Origin of the sequence: Collinsella sp. AM36-4AA, assembly GCF_003467795.1 — a bacterium.
Taxonomy (GTDB): domain Bacteria; phylum Actinomycetota; class Coriobacteriia; order Coriobacteriales; family Coriobacteriaceae; genus Collinsella.
In genome coordinates this window covers 24,768-51,210 of the sequence record NZ_QSHS01000018.1, presented here as the reverse complement: position 1 = coordinate 51,210, position 26,443 = coordinate 24,768, and the positions used below count along the sequence as shown (strand labels likewise).

Here is a 26,443-nt window from a genome sequence, read left to right as displayed (position 1 = left end):
GACAAAACTATAGGAACACCCAATGACTATGAAAGGTATCCATGGAAACGATCATCAACGTCGACGATGTCTCGTTCTCCTATGGCACGCAGACCGAGCAGGCGCTCAGCCACATCTCGCTCAGCGTGAACAAGGGAGATTTCATCGGCATCATCGGGCCCTCGGGCGCCGGCAAGTCCACGCTTGCCGCTTGCCTGTCGGGTGCCGTGCCCCACCACTACACCGGCACGTTCTTTGGGTCCGTCATGGTTGACGGCCACGACACCTGCGAAGCCTCGCTCACCGACGTGTCGCAAATCGTCGGCAGCGTGCTGCAGGATATCGACACGCAGATGGTCGCCTCGGTCGTCGAGGACGAGATGCTCTTTGGCCTCGAGAACTTTGGCGTTCCCCACGACCAGATCGAGCAGCGCGTGAGCGAAACGCTCGAGACCGTCGGCATCAGCGACCTGCGCGACCGCGAGATCGCCACCCTCTCGGGCGGACAGAAGCAAAAGGTAGCCATCGCCGCCATCCTCGCCATGCGTCCGCGCGTCTTGGTTCTCGACGAGCCCACCGCGGCACTCGACCCCGCCAGCTCCACGTTGGTCTTCGAGACGCTGCGTGAGGCAAACCGCACGCTTGGAATCACCATCGTCGTCGTTGAGCAAAAGGTCGCCCTGCTCTCGGAGTACTGCAACCGCGTGCTCGTGCTCAACCATGGCAAAATCGCGCTGCAGGGCGAACCACACGAGGTCTTCGCGCATACCGACGAGCTCCGTGCCATCGGCGTCGACTGCCCTCGCGTCACGCGTATCTTCAATAGCCTCGAGGCCGATGGCCTGGTAAGCGGTACCCCTTGCTTGGATGTCGACGAGGCCGAGCGCCTGATTTCGGGCATCGTCGACCCCGCACACGCAAGCAGCGACATTCAGGCACCCGCCGGCTCACCGCACGCACCGTCGTTACGCCCGCACGCCAAGGACGCCGAACCCGTACTCACCTTCGACCATGTTGAGTTTGCCTATCCCAATGGCGGCGCCGCCGTCCACGACCTCAACCTGACCCTCTATCCCGGCGAGCTCGTGGGCATCGTCGGCCAAAACGGTGCCGGCAAGACCACGCTCACCAAGCTGCTCACAGGCCTGCTTAAGCCCGCCTCGGGCAGCGTGCGCGTTACGGGGCTGGATACCGCCGCGGTCCCCACGAGCCGCATTGCCCGCGAGGTCGCAACGCTCTTCCAAAACCCCGACCGCCAGATCTGCAAGGATACCGTACTCGACGAGGTCGCTTTTGGCCTGGAACTTGGCGGCATGGACCGCGCCGAGGCTCTGCGTCGTGCTCAACTTGTTACCGACCGCTTTGGCCTGCCTGCCGATGAGGCACCTTTCTCACTTTCGCGCGGCCAGCGACAAATGGTGGCGCTTGCCTCCGTCGTAGTTGTTGAGCCCAAGATCGTCGTGCTCGACGAGCCCACGAGCGGCCTTGATTACCGCGAGTGCATGACCGTCATGGAAACGGTGCGCACCATGGCCGAGCGCGGCTGCGCCGTTATCATGGTCTGCCACGATATGGAAGTTGTTTCCGACTTTGCCGAGCGTATCGTAGTAATGGCCGACGGTCACATCCTCGACCGCGGCCGCACGCACGAGCTATTCTCGAACATCGATCTCATGCGGCGTGCCTACGTGGAGCCTCCCCAGGTTATTGAACTCTCGCGCCGTCTGGCATCTTCCGTCTCGCCCGCTTTTGCGCAGGTGAGCGAGGTCACCGATGTCGTTCGAATTACCAAGGAGATGGTCCACCGTGGTTAACGTCATCGACTATATGCCGGGCGACACACTGCTGCACCGCTTGAACCCGGTCGTCAAACTGGGCCTTGCCGCCGCCATCATCATCGGCATCTTCCTGTCCGACACCTACGTGGCGCTGTTGGGCTTTTTGGCACTCACCCTCGCACTGGGCGCCTATGCCGGTGTCGTCGACCGTCTGTTCTCGTTGCTCAAGTTGCTGATTCCGCTCGCGCTTATCATGCTGGTGCTCCAGCTAGCCTTTATGCGCGATGGCAACGTGGTGTGGGGCTTTATCACCGACACGGGCCTCATCACGGGATCGAAGGCCTGCCTGCGCCTGCTGGGTGTGGCGTTACCGCTCATCCTCATGCTCATGGTGACCAAGCTCAACGACCTTGCCAACGCCTGCGTCGAGGTGCTGCACGTACCGTATCGCTATGCTTTCACCTTTACCACGGCGCTACGCTTTGTGCCGGTGTTTGGTCAGGAGATGAACGCCATCATGGAGGCGCAGACCGCACGCGGCGTCGAGTACGACACCAAGAACCCCATCAAGAAGCTTAAGCTCATGCTGCCACTGTGCGTGCCACTGCTCATCTCGAGCGTGGGCAAGACCGATGCCACAGCCTTGGCGGCAGAACAGCGCGGCTTCTATCTGCGTACACGCGCTAGCTCGTACAAGCGCTACCCCATCAAGGGCCTGGACATCGCCGTGCTCATCGTCAGCATCGCCCTCATCGCCATCGGCTTCCTGTTCTAGTTCGCCACCGATAGCAACCGCCCAACGCAAAAGGCCTCGGCTCGCACCAAACGAGCCGAGGCCTTTACTGTTTCACCAGATAAAATCTACCAAAATTAACCTGTCTTTTTTGGCAGGTCGGAAGCTAGAGGCGGTAGGGGGCGGCGCTGCGGATGATGGATTCGCGCACCAGGACGTCCATGGCATCGAGGGTGATCTCGGGCATCTCTCGGTACTTCTGCAGCACCGATAGCTCGGTGCAGGCCAGAATGACGCGGTCGCAGCCGCTACGGGCGAACTCCCACATCACGCGGTCAAACTTATCCATATCGGGCTCACGTCCGGCCTTCACATCATCGTAGATAAGCGACATCACATCGTTCTGACGTTTCTCGCTGGGATAGACGACCTCGACACCCGCAGCCTCGCATTCGCGGCCGTAGACGCCCGCGCCCACGGTTCCGTCAGTGCCCATGATGCCAATCTTGTGCACCGGCTCGGCCGGCATACTCAGGTTGGGGTCGAACTCGCACTCCCCCATCACCGCGCCCGCAAGGGCATAGCGCACCGACTCACGCGGCATGTGGATAATCGGCACCTTCGTAAACGACTGGATCTGGTCGTAGAAGTAGTGTGACGTGTTGCAGGGAATCGCTATGTGCGCACAGCCCAGCGACTCGAGTGCCTGAGCACACTCTTTCATGGCCGCCAGCAACTTGGCATGCTCGCCGGTCTTAATGGCCAGCGTGCGGTCGGGCATGGTCGACTTGGAGAGCACCACCATGTCGATATGTTCCTGATCGCAGGCAGCAGCCGTATGACGCACCACCTGGTCGTAGTAATACGACGTGGCCTCGGCGCCCATGCCGCCGATAACTCCCAGCTTTTCCATCGCCGCCTCCTTGGTGACGCATGCGCAATTGCGCGTATCATACCCGCGCCCGCCCGATGTAAACCGGACGGGCGCCGCACTCATCTACTTGTAATACGTCTTGAACAGCTTAAAGTGGCGCAGCTTGGTGTGCCACATGCGCAGCCAGCGGTTAAAGACAAAGTCGCCCTTCATAAACGAAGGGTCGGCGCCCTTGCCTTCCTTGTCCAGGCGATGCACCTTAGCGCGCAGCTCGGGATCCTTGACGTACTTGTCGACGACGCCCATGGGGACGACCATCCACAGCGCCTCGTCCTGCGCCGTCACAAACTCCGGCTCAAACGGGCGGTTGAACACATACTCGTCCACCACATACTTGGCAACGTTAAAGCCGCTGTTGGTGACGTAGTAGTTGCTGCGGCCTTGGCGCGTGTTGAAATCGAAGAACTTAAACGAGCCGTCGCGCTCGTCGTACTTAACGTCAAAGTTGGAATAGCCCACAAAGTGAAGGTCCTCGAGCAACTTGCGCACGCCGCCCATGAGCTCGTCATTGGGCTCGGTGATGATGCAGGCGTGATTACCGACGCCATGGGGCTGATGCTCCTCGAGCAGCACGTGACCCAGGCACATCATGCGGACCTTGCCGTTGCGGTCGGAATAGCTGGTGAGCACGCGCATGTACTCGTCGTTGCCGGGCACGCGATCCTGCAAGATCAGGTCGTCGGTGTAGCCGCTGGCATACGAGTCGCGGATGACCTGTTCCAGCTCGGCACGGTCGGCAATCTCATAGGCCTTTTTCTGGCCCTCGAACTCATGCTGCCACCACATGATGCCATCGGAAGGCTTCAGGATCATCGGGTAGGGGAAGTCAATCTGGTCGAGCACTTCGGCAGGTGCCTCGCCTTGGGCGTTCAGCATCGCCATGGTGAAGGTAAAGGTATGCGGATAGGGCACGCCATGTTTCTCGCACAGCTCGTAGAAGATCTCCTTCTTCTGGCACTGCTCAAGCATGCTATAGGGAGCGTAAGGCGCGACGATATTATCCGCCAACTCATGGGCATCCTTGGCTTGAGCCACGAGAGCGACATAGTTATCGCCACAGCCCACAAGGACAATCGTCTTATCGGCATGCGCTTGGGCGATGCCGTTGACGGTTTTGAGCATCACGGGCATGGTGTCGATATCCACGTTGGGCGTGTAGTCGATAATCTGGCTACGGTACGCGGGACCCGTCTGATACTTGCCAAAGACCAGACTCTTGACCTGGTACTCCTCGTAGAAGGCGCGCGCCACCGAATAGGCGTTGATGTCGCCACCGAGCAGCACGGGAATGAACTCGCGCTCTGTAAATTGCAATGCCATGGAAACTTCCTATCATGAACTGCCCGCACAACGGGCGGTCTTTGCGCAACTGATTTATTCTAGCGTGCCAAGCCGCCGGCGCCCAAAGCTCCACCGTATCTATGGCAAACAAGGCGAAGCAGTTTGCCTGCTCCTCCGCCGCCCATGCCGGGCATCCACGTCGTCAAGTCTCATTTCTTGCCCACGATTGCATCTTTCCCCACGTGAGGCGACTTTTGATAAACAAAAACCCTCTCGGACAGGCCCCCGTAACGTTAAAGTTGAACTCTATGGTTTCTCAACAATTCATCATAACTGCAGGTCAAAGCCAAAGCCTCAAGTTCAACTTGACCCTTTGGAACCTTTAAGGTTCAAGTTGAGGTCGAAAGCAGTAGTAGAATACCGTTCGAACCATAACCTACGATTGATTGCAGAGGGACTGGATGCAGCATTCGAATCATCGCACCGCAGCGCTCATTGCGTCGAAGCCGGCTCGTATCATCACGAGCGCCGCGCTCGCCGTTGCGCTGACGGCCACGCCGATGCTCTCCCCCGTTGCGGCGTATGCCGCCTCGCAGGCAACGCAGGACCAGCTTTCCGCAGCCCAGCAGAAGATCGAAGCCGCCACGAGCGCCTACAACGACGCCCGCACCAAACTCGATGACCTGCAAAAACAGATTGACTCCAATGAGGCAAGCATCGAGGAAATCGAGGCTAAGCTTCCCGAGCAGCAGGCCAAGGCAAGCTCCGCCATGCGCGATCTGTACAAGTATCAGAAGGGCACCAATCCCATCGTGAGCTTCCTGGTCAATGCACAGAGCCTGGGTGAGTTCATCACGACCTGCAAATACACCAACCAGATCACGAGCTCGAGCGTCGACGAGATCGAAGAGCTCAATAATATGCAAACCGAACTCGAGCAGAACAAGGCCGAGCTCCAGCAGGCCAAGTCACAGCTTGAGGCAGAGCAGAAGAACGCCGAGGATGCACTGGCGCAGGCCCAGCAGCTCCGCAGCGAGGCACAGGCAAAAGCCGAGCAGGAAAATGCTGCCGAGCTTGCCAAGCTTGAGGCCGATAAGGCCGCTGCCGCCGAGAAGCTCTCGGGCGACGGCGTAAGCGGCAGCAATTCCAGCAGCCAGGCCACCAACACCAACACCACCATCGACACCACGGTGAACAACTCCAATACCGGTAGCTCCGATTACGATTCGTTCATCAATGAGTGGACGAGCCGCATCGACAATTATCTTGCCGGCTCCCCCATGGCAGGCCAGGGCTATAACTTTGCCGTCGCCGCCTGGAATACCGGTGTCGACCCCCGTTGGTCCCCCGCCATCGCCTGTATCGAGAGCACCAAGGGTACTTATTGCGCCAATTCTTACAACGCCTGGGGCTGGAGCGCCCGTGGCGGCGGTTGGCGCAGCTTTGGCAGCTGGAGCGAGGGTATCTCCGCTCACGTTGCCTATCTGGGCGCCAACTACGGCTCCACCCTTACCCCGGCAGCGGCCAAAAAGTACTGCCCGCCCACATGGCAGGACTGGTACAACAAAGTCGCCGCTCAGATGAACCGCATCTAAGTGCAACTGCAAAGGGCCCCAATGGGGCCCTTTTCTTTTAGGTAGCGGAGGTATCGACGACGCCGGTCGCATTGGCAACCGCGACTATGACGATCATACATAGGAGCAGCACACCCAATGCCTTGAGCCAGAGTTTCGCGAGTTTCTTGCCGCGATAGCTGTCAAGCAGTGTGAATCGCCGACGAAGACGGCGCTTATCGAGCAGCGCAAAATGCATAAGCGCCATAAGGCCATCGACAAAGAAAAAATACTCGATTATGAGAAGCCACGTCGGGTAGCTTTGGTTTGCTCCCGTGGGGTGAAAGACGGCAAAGTGACTTCCGGCAAAGAACACAAGTAGCGAGAAGCAGACAAGCGTATTCCAAATGCGCCCCAGAGACTCCGGAACGCGAGAGAGCAGACCGCATGCAGCGGAGGCGGCAGGCCTAGGAAGCCCTGCGGGGTTCTGGAGCCCTTGGGGCGTCAACACCGTCTCCGAGGCCGGAGTACGGACAGGTGCAGACACAGGAGGCCGCACGGGGCGACTCAGATCGTATGCCGCGCGCGTAGCCCGTCCCAACGCTTCCGCACTCGCAAAACGCTTAGCCGGGTCGAGCGCCATCGACATGCAGATGACATCGGCAAGTGGAGTGGGAATGCCACGCGCCTCGCATTGCTCGCGCATGTCGAGCCCTGGTTTAGGGTCGATTCCCGTCAAGCAGAAGAACAACAGGGCGCCAAGTGCGTAGACGTCGCTGCGCACACTCGTCTGCCCAAACCCATACTGCTCGGGCGGCGCATAGGGTCGCGTGCCAAACTTGACGGTGTCGGCATCGGCGCCATCGCGCCATACGCGCGCGATCCCCAAGTCGATAATCACCAGCGATGAAAACGTCAGGCCCTCATCGAGCGTACGGCTCGCACCTGTCACGATGATATTCGATGGCTTGAGGTCGCGATGGATCACCGGCGCCGACGTCTCCCCCGCCATTGCAAAACCGGCATGGAGCTCGCCCACGGCATCGCATAGGGCAGGATACAATTCACATGCCTAATCGGGGGTGGCTCCCAGACGGTCCACCAGCACCCCGAGCGTCTCTCCTTCGATATATTCCATAACCACGTTAAGCTCGTCGCCCACACGACGGCAATCGACGATTCTGGGCAGGTGCTCAAAACGCCTGCCCGCCCGTTGAGCGGCAAACAGACGCTCGTATGCCCCGCCGATTTGAGCCGAAGCATCGATGCGTTTACGGACAAAGGGGCCGAGCGAACCACCGCCGGTTCCTTCAAAGTACACGAGCTCGGTTGTTTCAACGGACGAGCGCTTAAGTACACGCTCCACGCGATAGCTGTCGTCGCGATCGAGCGACGCCAGATGTTCGGCAAGCGCTGCGGTCAGCTCGTCATCGGAATATGTTGTGGTCTGAGTATCCATAGCCTCCATCATAGCACAGGGCGCAGACACCCCATGGCATCCGCGCCCCGTTCGTTTGCATCGTTGTTCGGCAGCTCCGCCGGCTCAGATATCAGCCGCTAACTCACCGTCTCCTCGCCAAAGCGATACAGCTCCTCGTTGACCTTTTGGAGGCTGCACCCGCGATCGATGCAAAAGATGATAATCGCATCACGGCGATCCTTGCAGTTGAGGACGCTTACCCCGGCAGCCGTCAGTGCACGGTTGGCCTCTTTGAGCGTCAGCGCCATCGCAAAGGCAATCTGCAGCACCTTATTGCGACTCGGGTGACGCGCACCGGTAAAGATCTGATAGCCAAAGGTCTCATTGAGATCGGCCATACGAACCACGCGCGAGCGCTCCAAGCCCTTTTCCTGCAGCAGCTGCTTCAGGTAGTCCGAAAGCGACGGGGCAGCAAAGTCGTGCTCCCTGATATAGCCATCGATGTTCGGCGCATCGAGAAGCTCATTGAGCAGCTCCTCGGTCAGCTTTTTATCGGGCATACGACTTCACCTCCCCCAGTGCATGCAACATGCTAGAAACCGCTTACGTCCGAACGCTCCCAGCTAGCAACCTGGTCGGGAGACACCGTACCCAGCGCCTCGAACTTCCAGGAGCCGCCCGCCTTCAGATGATTGGTGTTTGCAAGAGCCGTTCCAACCTGGTTGCCATCGGCATCATACAGAACATACTCAATCTGAATGTAGCTCTTTTCCTTGTCCGTGTTATTGGTAAGCGTGCCCGTGATCTTATAGGCAAACTGACTGGAGGTGTCTTCAGCCTCGTCAGCAATGATATACGGTTCTTGCGGTTCTTTTTGCTCCTCAGCCTGCTGTGTCGCCTCGGCAGGTTTTGCCGAATCGCTCGCAGACGAATCGGTTGAATTGCCGCCCATAGAACCCACGGCACCGACGATAACCAGCACCACGATGACGCCTAGGACAATCTTGCCGATCGGCTTCTTTCCCTCTTTTGCCATTATTCATCCTTCCTACGATCCGGCTACCGTGCCGGCACACAGCACATCGTAGGAAGGATTGAACTTGAATTCATTAGCTGAGAGCTAAGGTTGCCATATAGAAGAGCATGAAGCGCGCGTCCATCACCGATGACACCTCGAGGCTTGCCAACATCGATTTGAACTACTGGTTCTACGGTTGCAGCGCTTTGCCTCGATTTCCGACATGGCGAACCCGCGCGGCGTGGTCCATGCGGACAACGACGCTCTCGAGCATGCCCTACACGCTCGATGCTCGCACGAACTCGACAAGAATCCTGGTAGATGCGGGCTGAGAGCCACCCAAGGGTCACATGGGCTCGACTACACTCAACGACCACATGGCCATCGTGGGCGGCAATGACACAGCCTGCGACTCAAAGCAGACGACGCACGCGATGTGCCGAATAGACCGCGGCGAGCAGGCGGGTTACCTCATAACAGCCGGCAGCCCCTACGGCATAAGCTAGGCAATGGGGTGTGGCGCGTATAGCGAAGACTAAAGCAGGTCGCTTTCCACCTCAACGTCTTCGATGCTTTCGACCTCCGCTTCAGTGGGCAGGGTTCCATCGGGGTCCTCGCCCTCCATGAACATCCTGATGGCGTTCTTAGCAATGATGCTCGTCGATGCCACGTCCACGCCGCCGCCAATCAAGCCACCGGCGAGGGGCAGCATTTTCCCGAGGTTGATGATACCCTTCTCGCCGAACTTCGTGATAAATCTGAAGCCAACCTTCTGGTTGATCTTCACGAGTGCCGACCCGGGAATCTTCTTGATTGCAGCCTCAAGCGATTTCGTCCCAGTCTTGATGAGCCCCATTTTGACAAGATCACTCGCCGTCGTACCCGTGAGGCACATGTAGATCATCGTCTGAACTTGGTCGGACGTAACGTCATAGCCACCCATCTTCGCGATGCAGGCGATCATGCGCATCTGAACGTACATGACGCTGCTTATGTTCGCGGGAATTGCGACCGGAAGCGTAATCAAGCCCCCGAGCCCGGTGACGAAACCTGAGGTTCCGCATTTCATGACCTGCCACTTTGCGAGTGCCCTTGCGGCATCATCGGGCGACTTCGCCTTTCCCGTGTAGTCGGCAACCATCTCGTCGACCGAACGACTCACCTTAGGGACGCCATTCAGTGCGCTCCTGTAGATGGTATCGAGCAGCTTGCCGGCCGATTCCTCATCGATGGGAATCTCGAAGCCTTTGGCCTTTTCAACCGTTTCTTTCTCTCCCGTCTTCTTAGCCATGGCTCTTCCTTTCTCGCAGCTTTGCTTTCTCAATGACCCTTGCAAATTCTGCGAACCGTCCATCAATCTTTGGACATTTTACCTCGCGATTTATAGCGATAATTCAGCTGCCAGCTGATTTGTGGCCGCAGCGAATGATGGGCTCGCAAGTTGGCCTATGTCCTGTTGGTGGGTCCTTATGGAATCTATTGCGATGAGCTGGTATAGGGGCTGGCGATCGCGGCCTGCATCCCCGTGTTACTGGCGGCGGTGCCCTCACGCCAAACACTTGCACATTCGGATTGCTACACAACGAATGGAACTTGTTGATGTGGGGCGCGGTTCATTCAGGGTCCGTCCCCTCGCTTCATCCTCAAGAAGCTCGTCGAAACCTACCCCACCGTGACGGATTCCCCGGTAAAGGTGCTCACAAGCAACAGGATAAAGAAGGCCAAATAGCTGATGCTCAGCAGGTAGGCGATGATCAAAAAGGCAATCCATCCGACATTAGTCTTACCATCGGCACGACGCTGCTCGCGAGAACGGCACAGCCAGACCGTCACGCCGATGGCGGTGATAAACAGTACGAGCGCCGCCGCAGCCAGCCCAGCAAGCACAAACATCACGCCAATGCTCACAGCGATGACCGGAAGCAGTAGCAAACCGCACCCGCATCCACCCGGACTATATACGGAAGACTGTCGGCATCGCCTCATCGCCACCCCCCCCATCATCTTTGAGCACTACAGTGCGATGGCCTGCTGAACAGGAACGATCTTATCGAGTTCCGGTTCAATCCGCCTTTTCTCGGCCTCAAGGTCAAACGCCACCTGAGCGCGCAGCCAATAACCATCCGTCAGGCCAAAATAACGGCAAAGACGGAGGTCGGTGTCGGCCGTCACGCGACGTTTTCCCAAGACAATCTGCCCGATACGCTGAGCCGGAATCCCGGTCTCCTTGGCGAGGCGATATTGAGAAATGCCCATAGGGACAAGAAACTCCTCTTTGAGAAGCTCACCAGGAGTCACCGGCGACAGCAAATCGGCCGAAGTCTCATCACTTGTGATAATCGACGATTTCGACATTCCAAGCCATCTCCTGTCTCCACTCAAAACAGACCCGATAGCGCTCGTTAACACGGATGCTATATTGACCGGCACGATCGTCCTTCAAAGCTTCCAGGCGGTTGCCCGGTGGAACGCGAAGATCATCAAGCGAAGCACAAACCTGCAGTTGGCGAATCTTCCTCAACGCAACACGCTCAAAGGGCACGAACCTCCTGACCCGCATACCCATGGCAAAGCGTTCGGTATCCTCATCTTTATACGATGCAATCATAGTATCGCCTTACGTTAGTAACGTCAAACGTTTCTATAGACTTACATCTCTATTATATCGTACGTTTGTTCGTGTTTTCTAGAACAAATACTCCTTCACGCCTTAGTCAAGCAAAAGCAATCGTTTGTAGACATCGAGGCCTTTGAGTAGGATTTCCTCGTCGAAGAGCATGCTATCGGTATGCAGAGCGCTTGTGGCATAGGCTGGGCAGCCATCAGCGTCGATCGGGTTTTCTTGTCCCTCTGGCACGCCCGTGCCCAGCAAGAAAAACACGCCCGGCAGATGGCGCTGATAGAACGCGAAATCCTCGGCGATTAGCAGCGGCTCGTCCGCAAGTTGCAGCTCGGACAAGGCAGGCGCAATGTGGGCGAACAGCTCGGGGTCGTTATCGACCGGTGGATAGCCCTCGGCAAAATTGAGATCGTACGTGCAGCCCGTTGCGGTGCACGCCTCATCGAGCACACGGCGTACGCCCTCGCGCGCACGGTCGAACATGGAGTCCGTAAACACACGCAGGCTGCCGGCAACATGAGCCTCCCCCGCCACCGCATTGCAGACGGTGCCGGCCTGCAGCAGGCCGAACTTACCAATGCAGGGCTCGTCGGCACCCAACTCGTCCATGAGCTCGCGCTCGGCAACCAAGAACTTGGCAGCCGCCAACGCCGCATCGTGCGACTCCTCGACCGGAACGCCATAAGTCTTAGCGATATGGATGCTCGTTCCGTGAATATGAATGTGCGTCTCACTCGAACGCGCCAGCAACGGACCGGAGCAGCTCGCCAACGTGTTCGCAGGCAGGTCGGGCCATACGTGGAACCCGAAGATGCGGTCCGCCCCGTAGCGCTCAAACACCCCACTCTCACAAACTGTCTTGGCGCCACCGATCGTTTCCTCGGCCGGCTGAAACACAAAGAGCACGTTGCGCTTAATGGCGCCCGGCCGCTCACAGATCGTACGGTCGACAAAGGTTGCCGCCGCAAGCGCCATGGCCATGTGTCCATCGTGGCCGCAAGCATGCATCTTGCCGGGATGGGTCGAAGCGAACGCTGCCCCCGTTGCCTCGGCAATGGGCAGCGCATCCATATCGGCGCGAATCGCCGTGGCATGCACGGCACCAACGCCAGCGTCGAAGAAAGCGCAGATGCAGCTGGGGCACGGATGGGTCACCTCGCAAGCGAGCGGCGCCAACACGCCCTCGATATAGGCGATAGTCTGCGGAAGATCGAAATCGAGCTCCGGAATGCGATGGAGATCGCGGCGATAGCGACGGAGTTCTTGGAGCTCGGTCATAGAGAATCCCTTCGTGAGGCACACCTGTTGCAACTTATTGTGATACAGGATTGTGGCACACATGTTTCCAGCATATCCCTGCATTTTTTAAACGTTATATACGAATACTCTTGTTTGGTAAAGTGCAACGTGGTAGGGTCGTTACCACTTGATAGAGGCGCGGGCACGAAGAGCCGCGGGCGAGCCGGCAGGCTTTGACCCCGCGGGGAGGCGAAACCCGCCGAACTGGGTTTTTCGGGCACGAACAGCCTGGTGGGCCTGCGGGAAACACCCGCAGGACTGTCTGCAGCAATGCGGGAGCGCTATCCGGACATTGGGTCCGCGCTATGCGGATTCGATGCGCAGGTAGCGCCGTCTGGATAGCGAGGTTTACGGGACATGTCATTGACTCCCAACGAGGCATATGCGGCCAAGCAGCCGTTTGTGGACAAGGAGACGCTCGAGCATATCGTCGAGCAGTTCCCCACGCCGTTTCATCTATACGACGAGGCGGGCATCCGCCGCAACATGCAAGAAGTGCGCGACGCCTTTGCATGGAACCCGGGCTTTAAGGAATACTTTGCCGTCAAGGCCAACCCCAACCCGGCGCTCATCTCCATTCTCAACGAATACGGCTGCGGCTGCGATTGCTCGAGCTATACCGAGCTCATGATCGCCCGCTCGCTGGGCATCACGGGACACGACATCATGTTCTCGTCCAACGACACGCCGGCGGCCGACTTTGAGCTCGCCGACAAGCTGGGCGCCATCGTCAACTTTGATGACATCAGCCACATTGAGTTCTTTGAGCGCGTTGCGGGGCCCATCCCCAAGACGGTCAGCTGCCGCTTTAATCCGGGTGGCCTGTTCCAGCTCTCCAATGGCATCATGGATAACCCCGGCGACTCCAAGTACGGCATGACCACCGAGCAGCTCTTCGAGGCCTTCCGCACGCTCAAGGCCAAGGGTGCCGAGGACTTTGGTATCCACGCATTCCTTGCCAGCAACACCGTCACCAACGACTACTACCCCAAGCTTGCGCGCATCCTCTTTGAGCTTGCCGTGCGCCTGGAGCGCGAGACCGGCGCACACGTCGCCTTTATCAATCTGTCCGGCGGTGTGGGTATCCCCTACCTGCCCGAGCAGCAGGCTAACGACATCCGTGCCATCGGCGAGGGCGTACACGCGGCCTACGACGAGATCTTGGTTCCCGCCGGCATGGGCGATGTGGCGATTTGCACCGAGATGGGTCGCTTTATGATGGGCCCCTACGGCTGCCTGGTGACCAAGGCCATCCACGAAAAGCAGATCTACAAGGACTATATCGGCGTGGACGCAAGCGCCGTCGATCTGATCCGTCCTGCCATGTATGGCGCTTACCACCACATTACGGTGATGGGACAGCCGGGTGGCGCCGACAAGACCGCAGCACCCGTTACGGACACCTACGACATCACGGGCAATCTGTGTGAGAACAATGACAAGTTCGCCATTGATCGCGAGTTGCCGCATATCGACATGGGCGACCTGCTCGTGATCCACGATACCGGCGCGCATGGCTACTCCATGGGCTACAACTACAACGGCCGTCTGCGCTCCGCCGAGGTGCTGCTGCGCCCCGATGGCTCGGCCGACCTCATTCGCCGCGCCGAGCGCCCGGTCGATTACTTTGCCACGCTCGACGTGCTGCCGTGCGGCCGAGAGTTGCTGGCCAAGTCGCGCGCCGAAAGTGCCCGCCGCCGCGCTCAGGACGAGCGCCTGGCCGTCGCCGCTCAGTGGAACAAACGCATCCAGATCGCGGAAGCGAAGGAGAAGAACATGGACATCCGCAATCTCGAGGGTTCAATCGTCGCCCTCGTCACGCCGTTTAAAAAGGACGGAAGCGTCGACTTTGACGCGCTCGAGCGCCTTATCGATTTCCACCTGCAAAACGGTACCGACGCCATCCTCACCCTGGGCACCACCGGCGAGAGCGCCACGATGACTGACGATGAGGACAACTCCGTTGTCGCCGCGGTGGTCAAGCAGGTTGCAGGCCGTGTCCCCGTCATCGCCGGCTCGGGCTCCAACTCCACGCAGACCATGCTCACCAAGTCGCTCACCTATCAGGGCCTGGGCGCCGACGGCCTGCTGCTCATTACTCCCTACTACAACAAGTCCAACGAGGAGGGCATCTACCGGCACTTTAAGACCGTTGCCGATGCCGTAGATATCCCCTGCATCCTGTACAACATCCCCGGCCGCTGCGGCTGCGGCATCAGCGAGCGCAACGTAGAGCGCTTGGCCGCGCACCCCAACATCATGGGTATTAAAGAAGCCTCGGGCAACGTCGCCTACGCGGCCAAGATCGCCCACCTGCTGTCCGATGACTTCCGCATGTACTCGGGCGAGGACGCCCTCACCGTGCCGCTCATGAGCCTGGGCGCCTCGGGCACCATCAGTGTGTGGGCCGATGTTCAGCCGCAGCTCGTGCACGACATGTGCCGCGCCTATCTGGACGGCGACGTAGCGCGCGCCCGCGATATCCAGATTGCCGGCCAGCCGCTCATCAATGCCCTCTTTAGCGAGGTCAACCCCATCCCAGTTAAGGAAGCGCTCGCTCAGATGGGTATGATCGAGGCAAACTACCGTATGCCGCTGTGCTCCATGGCCGACGATACGCGAGCCGCACTTACCGATGCTCTGAAGGGAGCTGGTCTGCTTGATTAAGACCGTCATTATGGGAACGGGCCGCATGGGCTCGCTCATCCGCACTACCGCCGAAGGCATTATCGACGCCGCCGGGCAGCCCGTTTTTGATATCGTGGCCCAGATCGGTTTTGATCTGTCCGAGCTCGAGAGCGCCCCGGCAGCCGACGTCATCATCGACTTCTCGAACGTCGTGACCTTCGATGCCGTCGTCGCCTATGTCGAGTGCACGGGCGCGGCGTTGGTCTCGGGCACTACAGGCTACACACCCGAGCAGATGGATCGCCTGCGCGAGCTGGGTCAGAACGCCCGCGTCATGCACTCCGGCAATTACTCCATCGGTATCGCAGCCCTGCGTCATCTGGTAGCACAGGCCACACGCGAGCTGCCCGGCTTTGACTGCGAAATCGTCGAGACGCACCATAACCAAAAGGTCGATGCCCCCAGCGGCACTGCCAAATTGCTGCTCGATGCCGTAGTCGAGGCCGAGCCCGAGGCAGGCTACCACCCCGTCTATGGCCGCGAGGGCATGTGCGGAGCGCGCGACCCCAAGGAGATCGGCATGCACTCGCTGCGCGGTGGCACTGTCGCCGGCGTGCACGAAGTGAGTTTCTTTGGCCAGGACGAAGAAGTCACGCTCACGCATCGCGCCACAAGCCGTCAGATCTTCGTCAACGGCGCCCTGGCAGCCGCGCAGAAGCTCGTCACCCGCGAGCACGGCTTCTATACGTTCGACCAGGTCATGTTTGCCTAACCAGGTATCAACCGGATCCACCCAAAGGAGAGACAGCAAATGAGCAATGCAGCCGAGATGGATGCCCAGGAGATTATCAACTACATCGCCACAGCGCCCAAAAAGACGCCCGTCAAACTGTACGTGCGCGAGAAGCCCGGCATGAAGGTCCAGTGGGGCAATGCGCACGTCTACGGCGGTCGTCGTGGCAAGACCGTCTTTGGTGACTGGGATGAGCTCAAAGCCATCCTTGATGCCAATGCCGATTCCATCGATTACTACGATGTGGAGAACGATTGCCGCAACTCCGCCGTGCCCATGCTCGACCTTAAGGGCATCAACGCCCGCATCGAGCCGGGCGCGATCATCCGTGACCGCGTCGAGATCGGCGATCGCGCCGTCATCATGATGGGTGCCATCATCAATATCGGCTCCGTCATCGGTGAGGGCTCCATGATCGACATGGGCGCCGTGCTGGGCGGCCGCGCCACAGTGGGCAAGAACTGCCACATCGGCGCTGGAACCGTGTTGGCAGGCGTCGTTGAACCCGCAAGCGCCACGCCCGTCATCATCGAGGACGATGTCATGATCGGCGCCAACGCCGTGGTCCTGGAAGGCGTGCACGTAGGCAAGGGCGCTGTCGTTGCCGCCGGCGCCGTGTGCGTCGAGGACGTCCCCGCTGGTGCCGTCGTGGCCGGTGTCCCCGCCCGCGTCATCAAGATGCGCGACGAGAAGACCGACAGCAAGACCGGCCTGGAAGAGGGCTTACGTCAACTGTAGGGTTACGCGGTTTTACCAAACCGCGTAACTAGCCGACGCTGCAAACGCCCCAGAGCGGCAATCTGACGTTCAGTCGTCGGGCATGACCAAAAGGTCAATGCCCTCCTCTTTCACGTCACCTTGCTCGCTCTGGGGCGTTTTCGCTGACTTATGCTCAACCAGTAGCGAAATTAAGCCCCAAGTAAAAAGGCCGAAGCCCTCATCCGAGGCTTCGGCCTTCGCTTTCTCGCTGCAGGCGTAACGCAACTTATCGATTCTCGATGCTGCCGATGTTTTTGAGTTCGATGGAAATGAGGCCGTTGGGCTCGTTGACGAACTCGATGTACTCGGAGTTCGAGCCCATCTCGGCCGGAAAGCTGATCTCGATGCCCGTATCGGTACGAATCTTGTGGTTGCGCACGGCCGCGCGTTCGACCTGCTTGCGCTCCACGGGCACACGCTCAGGCACCTTCTCCTCAGTCAGTGCCGCGCGCACGCTCTCCTTGATAACCGGTTCGTCCTCAAAGACCTCATCGACGATATCCCAAGGCGGCAGCTCCTCGTCGTCTTCGACCTTTTCGGCGACAGCTGCCTTAACCTTGGCGAGCGCCACGGCCGTGTTAGCACCGTGCTCCTCGGCAACTTCCTCAACCACACGCGTCACGGTGTCGATGACTTCCTTGCCCGACACGCCCGTGTCGCACTGCAGCAGGCCGTCGGGGATAAGCATACGGTCCTCGCCGGCAATCTTGCGCTTCTTGTCCACGTAGCCGATCTCCATGGTGCTCGCGCGCACGATGGCATAACTCGGCACCTTTTGCGAGGGGTTTGGCAGAATAGCGTAATGGCGCGCGATGTCGTTGCGAACCTCCCCCTCCTCGCGGCCCACCTCGTGCATAAAAGCCTGCTTGGAGCCCAGCAGCATCACGGCAAACCAGCGGGCATCCTCATCGTCGTCAAAATCAGCCACGAGCACGTCGGTTGACTCGGCTTTCTCGGCTTTGGTGAGCTCGGAAGAGATGAACTCCGCAATCTGCTGCGACAGGTCCACAAACTCGCGCTCGCCAAAGAAATAGCCCTTGAGCTCGCCGCCAAACGCAGAGTTCTCGGCAAACGTGGCGCGTTTATTGTCGGCCGACGTGCGTGCGCGGCGCAGATGCGTGGTTACGAAATTGCGCACGGTACGGCTTTCGATATCGAGCTCGCGCTGGCTCATAACGTTGACGGCAGAGTCAAAGTCCAGGATATGCAGAATCGCGTGATTGATTTTCATATACGGCATTCCGTTCTAGATCGATTTGAGCACGAACCAGTATAGCGGTCGAGCCCGCCCCAAGCGCATCGAAGATTGATGCAAAGAAACCTGACCACCGTGCACCAGCAGCTAGTGCAGGAGCTCGGACTGCCACGCATCGAGCTGTTCTGCCAAGCTCTTACCGGCGGCAGGCATGTCGATCTGGGGCCGCTTGGGCAGCAGCGCGCATTTAAGGATTGCCGCGATGGTCTGCGAGACAAAACGGCTCGTATCCTTGTCGAAGCCTTGCGCAGCCTGAAGCATCGCAGGCAGGCTCTCGCGTAGATTCCCAGCGATATCCGCAAACCGCACGGCACCCGTAGCCTCAAACACGGAGAACAGCGCATCTATAAAACGCTCGCGCTCGCTCGGCGTCACCGCAAGCAGCATCTCGCGAATGGAGCCGTCCACGTATCGCGCGCCGGCAGACAGACGCTCGCGATACACAAAGTCGCAGCCGTCGACCACCCAGCTAAAGGGGTTATGCTGCAACAGGCTAAACTCGGTGCTCTCAACGATGGCGTAGTCTTCCTGCGTCTCAAACATCATGCCAAAGATCGACGACCGAGGTAGCGTCTTGTCGATTCGACCGGAAAGATCGGCAAAGGCGTTGCCGTTCAGAAACTCCTCGACGAAACCCGGACCATCATGGGAATACGCCTGTTCGATTCGCGCACGGGCGACATCGGAGCACATCGCCGCACCGTACACCGCAAGGTTTCCACCCTTGGAATGACCTCCGCACAAAAGCGGCCCGTCAATCGCATCCGCCGCCTCGTCCACATAACGCGCCGCGGATTCCTGGGCCGGCACAGGATACCGGAACGCCATGTTAAAGTCCTCTTTCCAGCCCACAATCGTGCTGTCGGTCCCCCGGAAGGAAAGATAGCTAAACCCCGCCGGAAACCGGAACGCCATGGCTGCAAACTGCTCTGTCGCCACCACATCGCTCACGGCACGATAGCCGCAAACGTGCACGCCACGGTAGCGAGGACTTGCTGCCACGGCCTCCAGCAAGGCCTTGCTCCCCTCCGGGTCCCACAAGTCGTCAATCATGTCCCGGTAGCACTCGGCACGCAGCAGCTCGCGTACGTCTAGGCCCTGCCAGTTCGTCAGCTCCGCCATATCACCCGGCAAACGCAAATAGGACAACCACGCAAAGACGAGGCTATCCACCGCGCAGAACGGCCTCTCCTCAAACGGATCAAACGCCGTCTGGGCATAGGTTAAAAAATTAGGCGAATCCGACATGGCCCTCCCATCAACTATGGTGCATTGGGGCAACTATGGTGCATTGGGGTCAGGTTACTTTGCACCAAAAAGGCGCCCGGGCCGTGTGGACCCGGACGCCTTCATTGTAGCTTTTCGCTCTAGCGAGCTTGATTTAGCAGGAGAAGTCGACGCTGTCGATGATGTCCTTGAGGGCCTTTGCAGAGGCGGTGAGCTCATGCTGCTCGTCATCGTTCAGCGGCACGGGGACGCGGCAGACAACGCCGTCGCGGCCAACGACCGTCGGCATGGAGATGGCAAGATCGGACAGGCCATACTCGCCCACCATGAGCGAGGAGACGGGCAGAACGGTCTGCTCATCGCGCATGACGGCGGTGCAGATGCGCTTGACGGCCATGGCAACGCCATAGTAGGTGGCGTGCTTCTTCTCGATGATGGTGTAGGCGGAGTTCTTGACGTCCTCGGCGATGCGCTTCTCGGCAGCCTCATGCTCCAGATGACCGTGAAGCTCGCAGAAGGTGTTCAGCGGAACGCCGGCAACCTGAGCGCTGGACCAAGCGACAAACTCGGAATCGCCGTGCTCACCCATGACATAGGCCTGGACATCGCGCGGGTCGACCTCGACATGGGCACCAAGCATCTGCTGCAGACGGCCGGTGTCGAGCACGGTACCGGAACCGATGACGTGGCCCTCGGGCAGGCCGGACATCTTGATGGCGGCGTAGGTCAGAACATCGACCGGGTTGGAGACGATGAGCAGAATGCCGTCGAAGCCGGACTTCTTAATCTCGGGAATAATGGACTTAAAGATGCTGACGTTCTTGTTGACCAGGTCCAGGCGAGTCTCACCGGGCTTCTGGGCAGCGCCAGCGGTGACGACGATCATGGCGGCGTCGGCGACATCGGAATAATCGCCGGCGTAGATCTTCATCGGCTCGGCAAACGTCATGCCGTGCGCGATATCCAGGGCCTCACCCTCGGCGCGGTTCTTGTCCACGTCGATGAGGACCATCTCGGAGAACAGACCACTCTGCATCAGCGCGAACGCCGAAGACGAACCAACGAAACCGCAGCCGACAATAGCGACCTTCTTCTCGTTAACCATTAGAAACTCCCATCTCTCTCCACAAACAAGCCGCCCGGGAACGACCCGAGCGGCTTGCCGTAATCCCAATACATCCAATCGGGACTTTGATTATGCTCCTATTCGCAGCCAAAAATCGACCGTTTACCGAAATTGTTTGCAGAAATCGTAAAATAACTGCACGAAATCGGTTTCGAGCTATTGACGAGTCGAAATACCTTTCTAATACAGGCCCGCCTCGCGAATGGCCTCGACAGCCAAAGCAATCTGGTCGGGCGGCAGGACCAGCGCCATGCGCACGTGTCCCTCGCCCGAAGGACCAAAGCTCGCGCCCGGCGTCACCACAACGCCGGCCTTCTCCATGAGCTCCTCGCAAAACGCCATGGAATCGGTGCGACCACCGGGAAGCTTGGCCCACACAAACATAGAGCCATGTGCGTTGGGACGCTCCCAGCCCAGGCCCTCAAGACCGTCGCACAGGGCATCGCGGCGCTCCTGGTACTTCAGACGCTGCGCCTCGACCTCATCGCGCGGACCATTAAGGCACGCAATGGCGGCCTTCTGGATCGGGAAGAACATGCCAAAGTCGATCTGGCTGCGCAGCTTGGCAAAGGCCGAGACCACATCCTCGCGACCGACCAAAAAGCCGATGCGGGCACCGGTGACGTTAAACGACTTGGAGAGCGAGAAGAACTCAACGCCCACCTCGAGCGCACCGGGATACTGCAAGAAGCTGCCGCCGGGCTCGCCGTCAAACACGATGTCGGAGTACGCGTTGTCATGAACGATTAACAGATCGTGCTCGCGGGCAAAGGCGATAATCTCCTCGTAGACCTCGGGCGTGCCCACCGAGCCGACCGGGTTCGCGGGCAGCGACACGATCATATATTTGGCACGATCGGAAACCTCGGGATCGATACCCGCCACATAGGGCAGGTAATTATGCTCGGCGACCAACGGATAGTACTCGAGTTTGGCATCGGCGATCTTGGCACCCGCCTCAAAGACCGGATAGCACGGATCGGGAACCAGAATGGTGTCACCCGGATCGAGCAGGGCCAGGCCCAAATGGCCCACGCCCTCCTGCGTGCCGTTGCACGACTGCACCATGGACGGCGTAATGCTCGAAACGCCAAAGCGACGCTCATAGTAATCGCACACGGCTTGCTTAAGCTCGGGCAGGTCGCGCAGGGCATACTTCCACATCTCGGGATCTTGGGCTGCCTGCGCGAGCGCCTCGACCACGTGGTCGTACGGCTTAAAGTCGGGCGTGCCCACGCTCATGTTGTAAATGGTCTTACCCTGAGCCTTCAGCGCGAGAAGTTTATTGTTGAGCGAGGCGAAGACCTCTGCGCCAAAGCGGTCGAGACGCTGCGATGCCTGCATGGTGCCACCTTTCGATATAAAAAACGCGGCGCTCCGACAAGAGCGCCGCGCGATACGGGCCATCAGATTGCAAAAGTGTAACGCTTGCAACCCCCGTATTGGTTCAATTTAGCCAACCTTAGTCATCTGGATTGAGCGCGTCGATTTGCGCAAGCCACAGACGCGAGCTGGCGTCACTCGGCATACGCCAATCGCCGCGCGGGCTGAGCGTCACCGAGCCCACCTTGGGGCCATCGGGCAGACAGCTGCGCTTAAACTGTTGGGCAAAAAAGCGACGATAGAACGTACGCAGCCACGTGCGGACGGTCATGGCGTCGTAGACGCCTTCGAAACTCTTGAGTGCCATACGGTAGATCTTGCCCGGCTCAAAGCCAAAGCGCAGCAGGTAGTAGAGGAAGTAGTCGTGCAGTTCGTACGGGCCCACCAAATCCTCGGTCTTCTGGGCAATCTCGCCGTCGCCCGTGGGCGGCAGAAGTTCGGGAGACACCGGCGTATCGAGGATATCGAGCAGCACCTCGGCGATGCGCCCGCCAAAGACATCGGCCGCATAGCGCACCAGATGGCGCACGAGCGTCTTGGGGACGCTCGCGTTGACGGCGTACATGCTCATGTGGTCGCCATTGTACGTAGCCCAGCCGAGCGCCAGCTCCGACAGGTCGCCGGTGCCGATGACAAAACCGCCCGCCTGGTTGGCCAAATCCATGAGGATCTGCGTACGCTCGCGCGCCTGGCTGTTCTCGTAAGTCACGTCCTGCACGGCAGGATCGTGCTCAATGTCCTTGAAGTGCTGCTCCACAGCCGCGTGGATCGAAACCTCGCGGAAGCTCACACCCAGGTCGCGGGCGAGCGACTCGGCATTCGACTTGGTGCGATGCGTCGTGCCAAAGCCGGGCATGGACACGGCCGTGATACCGGTGCGCGGCAACCCCAGAGCATCGAAGGCGCGAACTGTCACGAGCAGCGCGAGTGTAGAATCAAGGCCGCCCGAAAGACCGATAACAGCCGCCTTGGTGCCCGTGTGGGCAAGGCGCGTCTTGAGGCCCGCGGTCTGCAGGTCGAGGATGGTCTCGCAACGCTCGGCCAGGTCGCCGTGGTCTGCCGGCACAAAGGGCGCACGTGGGAATACGCGGTCGATATCGCAGGCATCGCGCAGGACGGGCTCTTCGGCCAACACGCCCTCAAACGAAAACTCAACGGTCGTGGCCTCCGGCGCATCGTCCGCGCGCGTCCATGTCGTCGAGCGGCGGCGCTCGGCAACCAGACGGTCAAGATCGACATCGGCGACGGCCATATCACAGGTAAGCAGTTTGGTGGCAGCGAGCTTGGAGCCATTTTCGTAAATAAGGTTCTCGCCCGCAAAGACCATATCGGTCGTGGACTCGCCCTCGCTCGCATCCGCATAGGCATAGGCGCAGTACAGGCGCGCGCTTTGGTTAGAGATAAGGCTGCGGCGGTAATCTGCCTTACCGATAATCTCGTCCGAGGCCGACGGGTTGAGAATCACCGTCGCACCGGCAAGCGCCATCTCGGTCGAAGGGGGTGCCGGCACCCACAGGTCCTCGCAGACCTCAACGCCCAGCACCAGGTCCTCGGCACCTTCATCACAGCAGCGGTAGACAAGTCCCGAACCAAGCGGCACCGGACCCTGATCGGCAAATTCAACCCACACGGGATCGTCGGGCGCCGGAGCAAACCAGCGGCGCTCATAAAACTCACCGTAGTTGGGCAAGTATTTTTTGGCCGTAAGGCCCAAAAGTTCGCCCGCACAGCAAACGGCCGCGCAATTGTAGATGTTTTCAGCCACCGCAACGGGAAGACCGATGGTAAAGATAATCGGCAGCTCACGGGTTTCATCGAGGATGCGCACCAGCGCCGCCTCGCAGCCATGCAGCAGCGTGCGGTTATGGAACAAATCAGCCGCGGTATAGCCGCACAGGTTGAGCTCGGGCAGCACCAACGCACGAACGCCACGCTCGGCGGCTTCGCGAACAGCCGCCAGCGCAACCTCGGCATTGCCCTCGACATCGGCCACGCGAATCTTGGGCGACGCCGCCGCCACGCGCAAAAAGCCGTCAGACTGAGAAAAGTGAAGATCCATAAGAATGCTCCCGTGCGTAGACGCCATTCATAACAATTAGCAAGCCTTATTGTAGTTCAACCACCGGGCGCAACCGCATCCCACCAATTTGGTGAGCTATTGATGAGTTGATGGTATCTGTTAAATGTCACGTACGATTCACATCTGGTGGGTACCCTGATGGCTACACGAAACGAAGCAGATTTACACCGGGAGGACCCCCGTATGACGACCAAGTACACTGATGCGCCGCGCACGCGCGTCATGACGCCGGCCGCACTCAACAACGGCGTTCACGAGAACCATTCCATCGGCCAGACCATGGCCATTGCGCCCAAAAAGGGCCTGTTCGACGACATTTCCATTCCCCAGATCATCGCCGGCGCAGCAGCTGCCGCCACGAGCGTCGCGCTTGCCTCCAAGATCGGCATCGCTGGATCAGTGATCGGCGCCGCCGTGAGCTCGGTCATCACCGTTGTGTCCTCACAGGTCTACCGCCACTTTATCTCTGCCAGCGCCAAAGCCCTCAAAGGCACGCACGCCGACGTCGACTACCCCGCCGGCGCCTATGAGCCCGTTGAATTTAATGCCGAGGAGCACCTGGGCGGCGCCGCGACTACGCAGGAGATGCGCCAGATTGCGGGGCGCGCGACCACGGCGCGCGTCGCCCCCAACAGCCTGCGCGCCAAGGCGGCGGCAGAGCGCAGCCAGACGCAAAAGAAGGTCATCATCTTCTCGATCGCCATCGCCATCGTCGCGGTCATCGCCTGCGCTGGCGCCATCCTTATCACCACCGCCGGCGAGGGTCTGGGCGAGCGTCCCGAGCCAATCCTTTCGTCGCGCACGACCGAGCACGACGCAGATAGCTCCGGTCAATCGCAAAGCCAGCAGGACGACCCGCAGGGCAACTCCGCATCCACCGACTCGTCATCGCCCACCCCTGATCAATCGCAGGGCGTCGATTCCTCTGCGAACAACAGCGGCACGCAATCCGGCACGACTGACTCAAGCCAAACGACTGACGGCTCTCAACCGAGCACGGGCGACCAGGCGAATGGCAATACATCGAGTACGGGATCTACCGACAACAGCAACACCAACAGCTCGAGCGGAACCGCGTCCGGCACGGCATCTGACAGCTCGAGCCAAAACACGGCATCGGGCAACTAAGCACGTTTGTCTCTCATAGATAACCGACCTGCATAACGGGCGCGAACCGGCAAACGGTCGCGCCCGTTTGCCTTGGGTGCCGAGATGACGAGCCCCGTGCGATGGTAAGATGCTTTGGTGTGTAAAGAGGAGATTTGCCATGAGCAAGACAATAGTTAGGCCCACGCTATCGCTGGGCAACCACATCTATCTGTATCGCCTGCTGCGCGATGTGATTGGATGCGGCAAGCAAACGTTTATGACACAGGTCGAGGAGGCACTCGCCGCCGGCGATATGACCGCTTACGACCTGGGCTTCGAGTCCACGCGCGAGCTGCTCGAGGAACTCGACGACTGCATTAAGCTGACCGTCTTTAAGGGCGGCCGCCTGTATGCCACCGTCATCGCCAACGAGGCCTGGGATACCGCCCTTGCCAAAGGCGAGGACAAGCCCAAGGCAGCCAAGGGCGCCAAGCAGTCCTACAAAAAGAAAAAGCGCGGCGAGAAGGACCTCAAGGCCGTGCGTCCCAAGCACGTTAAGCATCCCGAGTCCGAAGCTATGGTTGAAGCCGTACCGGAACCCGAGCCCGAGACAGAGATCGAAGTCGCTATTGAGGTAACAGCAGAAGCCGAAACCGAAATCGCCGCCACGACCGATCCCGAAGTCATATCAGAGCAGGAAGCCACTGCGGAGCTCAACGAGGCTCCCAAGTCGACAACCGAAGAAGCCGCCAACCAACCCGAGACGCCTGCGTTCCAAAACAGCGATGTCTTTGGCGACGAGGCCGAGGACGATCAACCCGACGAGTCCGCCGATCAAGACGCTACCGAGTCGACGCCGGAACCCGAGACGCCGCAGCCTGCCATCTCGCTCACGGTCGTCTATGACCCCGAGAATGCCAATGCCGGCATCACCACCATGGCATCCACGCCCATCGAGGCAAAGTCGAGTGTCGAGAATGAGAACGCGATGCAGGTTGAGGTTGAAACCGCAGCTGCAGATGCGCCCGTCACCGTGAAGCCCGCAGATTCCGAGATCGAGCCGGAAGTAATGCCGGAGCCCGCACCCGTCATCGAATCCGTGCCCGCCGCTGCTTGCGACCAAATTCCCGCACCGGCACCGGCTTCGGCACCCGCGGCGGCCCCAACCCCCGCACCTGCAGCGCCCGCCATCCCCAAGGACTTCCCCGTCGATTTCGCAACCGAGGTCTTCTGCCCCGGCCCGCTTTTGCACCAGCTGTCGACCTATCTCCCCTACGGCGCCGACACCCTCGGCATTGTCGGCGAGTACTACTGGATCGCCCGCGAGCGCGGTACCATCGAGGCTGCGCGAAACCGCGCAAGCTTCCCCCTGCACTACACGCAGGCCGGCGAGCGCCACGAAGTCACCGTGCGCATCCGCCGCAACACCACCGGAGGCCTCGGAGCCACCTGGACCGTCGACAAGGTTGAAGAATCCAACGAATAGCA

General features: G+C 59.5%; 26 protein-coding genes and 1 riboswitch. Of the genes, 10 read left to right on the top strand and 16 right to left on the bottom strand.

Annotation, left to right across the window (positions count from 1 at the left end; translation table 11 throughout):
- The first annotated feature begins 41 nt into the window (after nt 1–41).
- The gene (locus tag DW850_RS06870; protein WP_117786651.1) at nt 42–1,793 is read left to right on the top strand and encodes an ABC transporter ATP-binding protein; all 1,752 of its coding nucleotides are present in this window, start codon (nt 42–44) and stop codon (nt 1,791–1,793) included.
- Nucleotides 1,786–2,532 (top strand): energy-coupling factor transporter transmembrane protein EcfT, encoded by a 747-nt coding sequence (locus DW850_RS06865; protein ID WP_117786650.1) that lies wholly within the window; start codon nt 1,786–1,788, stop codon nt 2,530–2,532. The genes DW850_RS06870 and DW850_RS06865 overlap by 8 nt, the downstream gene beginning before the upstream one ends.
- Before the next feature lie 124 nt (nt 2,533–2,656).
- Here DW850_RS06865 and DW850_RS06860 read toward each other — a convergent pair whose 3' ends face one another.
- Entirely contained in the window at nt 2,657–3,403 is a 747-nt protein-coding gene (locus tag DW850_RS06860; RefSeq protein ID WP_233540638.1) for an aspartate/glutamate racemase family protein, read from the bottom strand.
- Nucleotides 3,404–3,487: 84 nt separating this feature from the next.
- On the bottom strand, nt 3,488–4,744 hold the full coding sequence (locus DW850_RS06855) for an ATP-grasp domain-containing protein (protein ID WP_117629769.1): 1,257 nt from the start codon (nt 4,742–4,744) through the stop codon (nt 3,488–3,490).
- A gap of 422 nt (nt 4,745–5,166) precedes the next feature.
- Between DW850_RS06855 and DW850_RS06850 the strand changes: the two genes are divergently transcribed.
- On the top strand, nt 5,167–6,300 hold the full coding sequence (locus DW850_RS06850) for a glucosaminidase domain-containing protein (RefSeq protein ID WP_117786648.1): 1,134 nt from the start codon (nt 5,167–5,169) through the stop codon (nt 6,298–6,300).
- Between the two features lie 37 nt (nt 6,301–6,337).
- Here DW850_RS06850 and DW850_RS06845 read toward each other — a convergent pair whose 3' ends face one another.
- From DW850_RS06845 to DW850_RS06830, 4 genes are all read right to left on the bottom strand, one after another.
- The gene (locus DW850_RS06845; RefSeq protein ID WP_117786647.1) at nt 6,338–7,321 is read right to left on the bottom strand and encodes a protein kinase; all 984 of its coding nucleotides are present in this window, start codon (nt 7,319–7,321) and stop codon (nt 6,338–6,340) included.
- A gap of 9 nt (nt 7,322–7,330) precedes the next feature.
- Nucleotides 7,331–7,717, bottom strand: coding sequence for a hypothetical protein (locus tag DW850_RS06840; protein WP_117786646.1), 387 nt, complete (start codon nt 7,715–7,717; stop codon nt 7,331–7,333).
- Nucleotides 7,718–7,815: 98 nt separating this feature from the next.
- Complete coding sequence (locus tag DW850_RS06835; RefSeq protein WP_117637494.1) at nt 7,816–8,238, bottom strand: XRE family transcriptional regulator; 423 nt, start codon at nt 8,236–8,238, stop codon at nt 7,816–7,818.
- Nucleotides 8,239–8,270: 32 nt separating this feature from the next.
- A complete protein-coding gene (locus DW850_RS06830) occupies nt 8,271–8,714 on the bottom strand; it encodes an FxLYD domain-containing protein (protein ID WP_117786645.1) in 444 nt (147 codons plus the stop codon).
- Between the two features lie 107 nt (nt 8,715–8,821).
- Here DW850_RS06830 and DW850_RS10130 point away from each other — a divergent pair, with 107 nt between their 5' ends.
- Entirely contained in the window at nt 8,822–9,028 is a 207-nt protein-coding gene (locus tag DW850_RS10130; protein ID WP_147349603.1) for a hypothetical protein, read from the top strand.
- A gap of 18 nt (nt 9,029–9,046) precedes the next feature.
- The gene (locus tag DW850_RS10185) at nt 9,047–9,202 is read left to right on the top strand and encodes a hypothetical protein (RefSeq protein WP_158565243.1); all 156 of its coding nucleotides are present in this window, start codon (nt 9,047–9,049) and stop codon (nt 9,200–9,202) included.
- Nucleotides 9,203–9,231: 29 nt separating this feature from the next.
- On the opposite strand, the gene DW850_RS06825 is transcribed toward DW850_RS10185, so the two are convergent.
- The 5 genes from DW850_RS06825 to DW850_RS06805 all read right to left on the bottom strand — a co-directional run bounded on the left by DW850_RS06825 (nt 9,232) and on the right by DW850_RS06805 (nt 12,594).
- Nucleotides 9,232–9,987 carry an EcsC family protein gene (locus DW850_RS06825; protein WP_117786644.1) on the bottom strand — a complete coding sequence of 252 codons (756 nt, stop codon included), beginning with the start codon at nt 9,985–9,987 and terminating at the stop codon, nt 9,232–9,234.
- 371 nt (nt 9,988–10,358) lie between these two features.
- Entirely contained in the window at nt 10,359–10,628 is a 270-nt protein-coding gene (locus tag DW850_RS06820; RefSeq protein WP_117786643.1) for a hypothetical protein, read from the bottom strand.
- A gap of 81 nt (nt 10,629–10,709) precedes the next feature.
- Entirely contained in the window at nt 10,710–11,051 is a 342-nt protein-coding gene (locus DW850_RS06815) for a HigA family addiction module antitoxin (RefSeq protein ID WP_050766086.1), read from the bottom strand.
- The gene (locus DW850_RS06810) at nt 11,023–11,304 is read right to left on the bottom strand and encodes a type II toxin-antitoxin system RelE/ParE family toxin (protein ID WP_117786642.1); all 282 of its coding nucleotides are present in this window, start codon (nt 11,302–11,304) and stop codon (nt 11,023–11,025) included. The genes DW850_RS06815 and DW850_RS06810 overlap by 29 nt, the downstream gene beginning before the upstream one ends.
- Nucleotides 11,305–11,406: 102 nt before the next feature.
- The gene (locus DW850_RS06805) at nt 11,407–12,594 is read right to left on the bottom strand and encodes an N-acetyldiaminopimelate deacetylase (RefSeq protein WP_117786641.1); all 1,188 of its coding nucleotides are present in this window, start codon (nt 12,592–12,594) and stop codon (nt 11,407–11,409) included.
- A gap of 144 nt (nt 12,595–12,738) precedes the next feature.
- A riboswitch (Lysine riboswitch) is annotated at nt 12,739–12,907 on the top strand.
- Between the two features lie 65 nt (nt 12,908–12,972).
- Here DW850_RS06805 and dapA point away from each other — a divergent pair.
- The 3 genes from dapA to dapD are packed head-to-tail and all read left to right on the top strand — an operon-like array spanning nt 12,973 to nt 16,774.
- Nucleotides 12,973–15,282, top strand: a complete 2,310-nt coding sequence (gene dapA / locus DW850_RS10425; RefSeq protein ID WP_117786640.1) for a 4-hydroxy-tetrahydrodipicolinate synthase — start codon at nt 12,973–12,975, stop codon at nt 15,280–15,282.
- Entirely contained in the window at nt 15,275–16,015 is a 741-nt protein-coding gene (gene dapB / locus DW850_RS06795; RefSeq protein ID WP_199575614.1) for a 4-hydroxy-tetrahydrodipicolinate reductase, read from the top strand. The genes dapA and dapB overlap by 8 nt, the downstream gene beginning before the upstream one ends.
- Before the next feature lie 39 nt (nt 16,016–16,054).
- Nucleotides 16,055–16,774: a 2,3,4,5-tetrahydropyridine-2,6-dicarboxylate N-acetyltransferase gene (gene dapD / locus DW850_RS06790; protein ID WP_117564410.1), complete on the top strand. Its 720-nt coding sequence runs from the start codon at nt 16,055–16,057 to the stop codon at nt 16,772–16,774.
- A 247-nt stretch (nt 16,775–17,021) separates the two neighbouring features.
- On the opposite strand, the gene DW850_RS06785 is transcribed toward dapD, so the two are convergent.
- From DW850_RS06785 to DW850_RS06765, 5 genes are all read right to left on the bottom strand, one after another.
- Nucleotides 17,022–18,026, bottom strand: coding sequence for a nucleoid-associated protein (locus DW850_RS06785; RefSeq protein WP_022094136.1), 1,005 nt, complete (start codon nt 18,024–18,026; stop codon nt 17,022–17,024).
- Between the two features lie 111 nt (nt 18,027–18,137).
- The gene (locus tag DW850_RS06780; RefSeq protein WP_117786639.1) at nt 18,138–19,298 is read right to left on the bottom strand and encodes a DUF2974 domain-containing protein; all 1,161 of its coding nucleotides are present in this window, start codon (nt 19,296–19,298) and stop codon (nt 18,138–18,140) included.
- A gap of 133 nt (nt 19,299–19,431) precedes the next feature.
- Entirely contained in the window at nt 19,432–20,382 is a 951-nt protein-coding gene (locus tag DW850_RS06775; protein ID WP_089573042.1) for an L-lactate dehydrogenase, read from the bottom strand.
- 201 nt (nt 20,383–20,583) lie between these two features.
- Complete coding sequence (locus DW850_RS06770) at nt 20,584–21,747, bottom strand: pyridoxal phosphate-dependent aminotransferase (protein ID WP_117786638.1); 1,164 nt, start codon at nt 21,745–21,747, stop codon at nt 20,584–20,586.
- Nucleotides 21,748–21,865: 118 nt separating this feature from the next.
- On the bottom strand, nt 21,866–23,845 hold the full coding sequence (locus DW850_RS06765) for an NAD(+) synthase (RefSeq protein WP_233540637.1): 1,980 nt from the start codon (nt 23,843–23,845) through the stop codon (nt 21,866–21,868).
- Between the two features lie 204 nt (nt 23,846–24,049).
- Here DW850_RS06765 and DW850_RS06760 point away from each other — a divergent pair, with 204 nt between their 5' ends.
- Complete coding sequence (locus tag DW850_RS06760; RefSeq protein ID WP_117786636.1) at nt 24,050–24,994, top strand: hypothetical protein; 945 nt, start codon at nt 24,050–24,052, stop codon at nt 24,992–24,994.
- 139 nt (nt 24,995–25,133) lie between these two features.
- Complete coding sequence (locus tag DW850_RS06755; protein WP_117786635.1) at nt 25,134–26,441, top strand: hypothetical protein; 1,308 nt, start codon at nt 25,134–25,136, stop codon at nt 26,439–26,441.
- Nucleotides 26,442–26,443 lie beyond the last annotated feature (2 nt).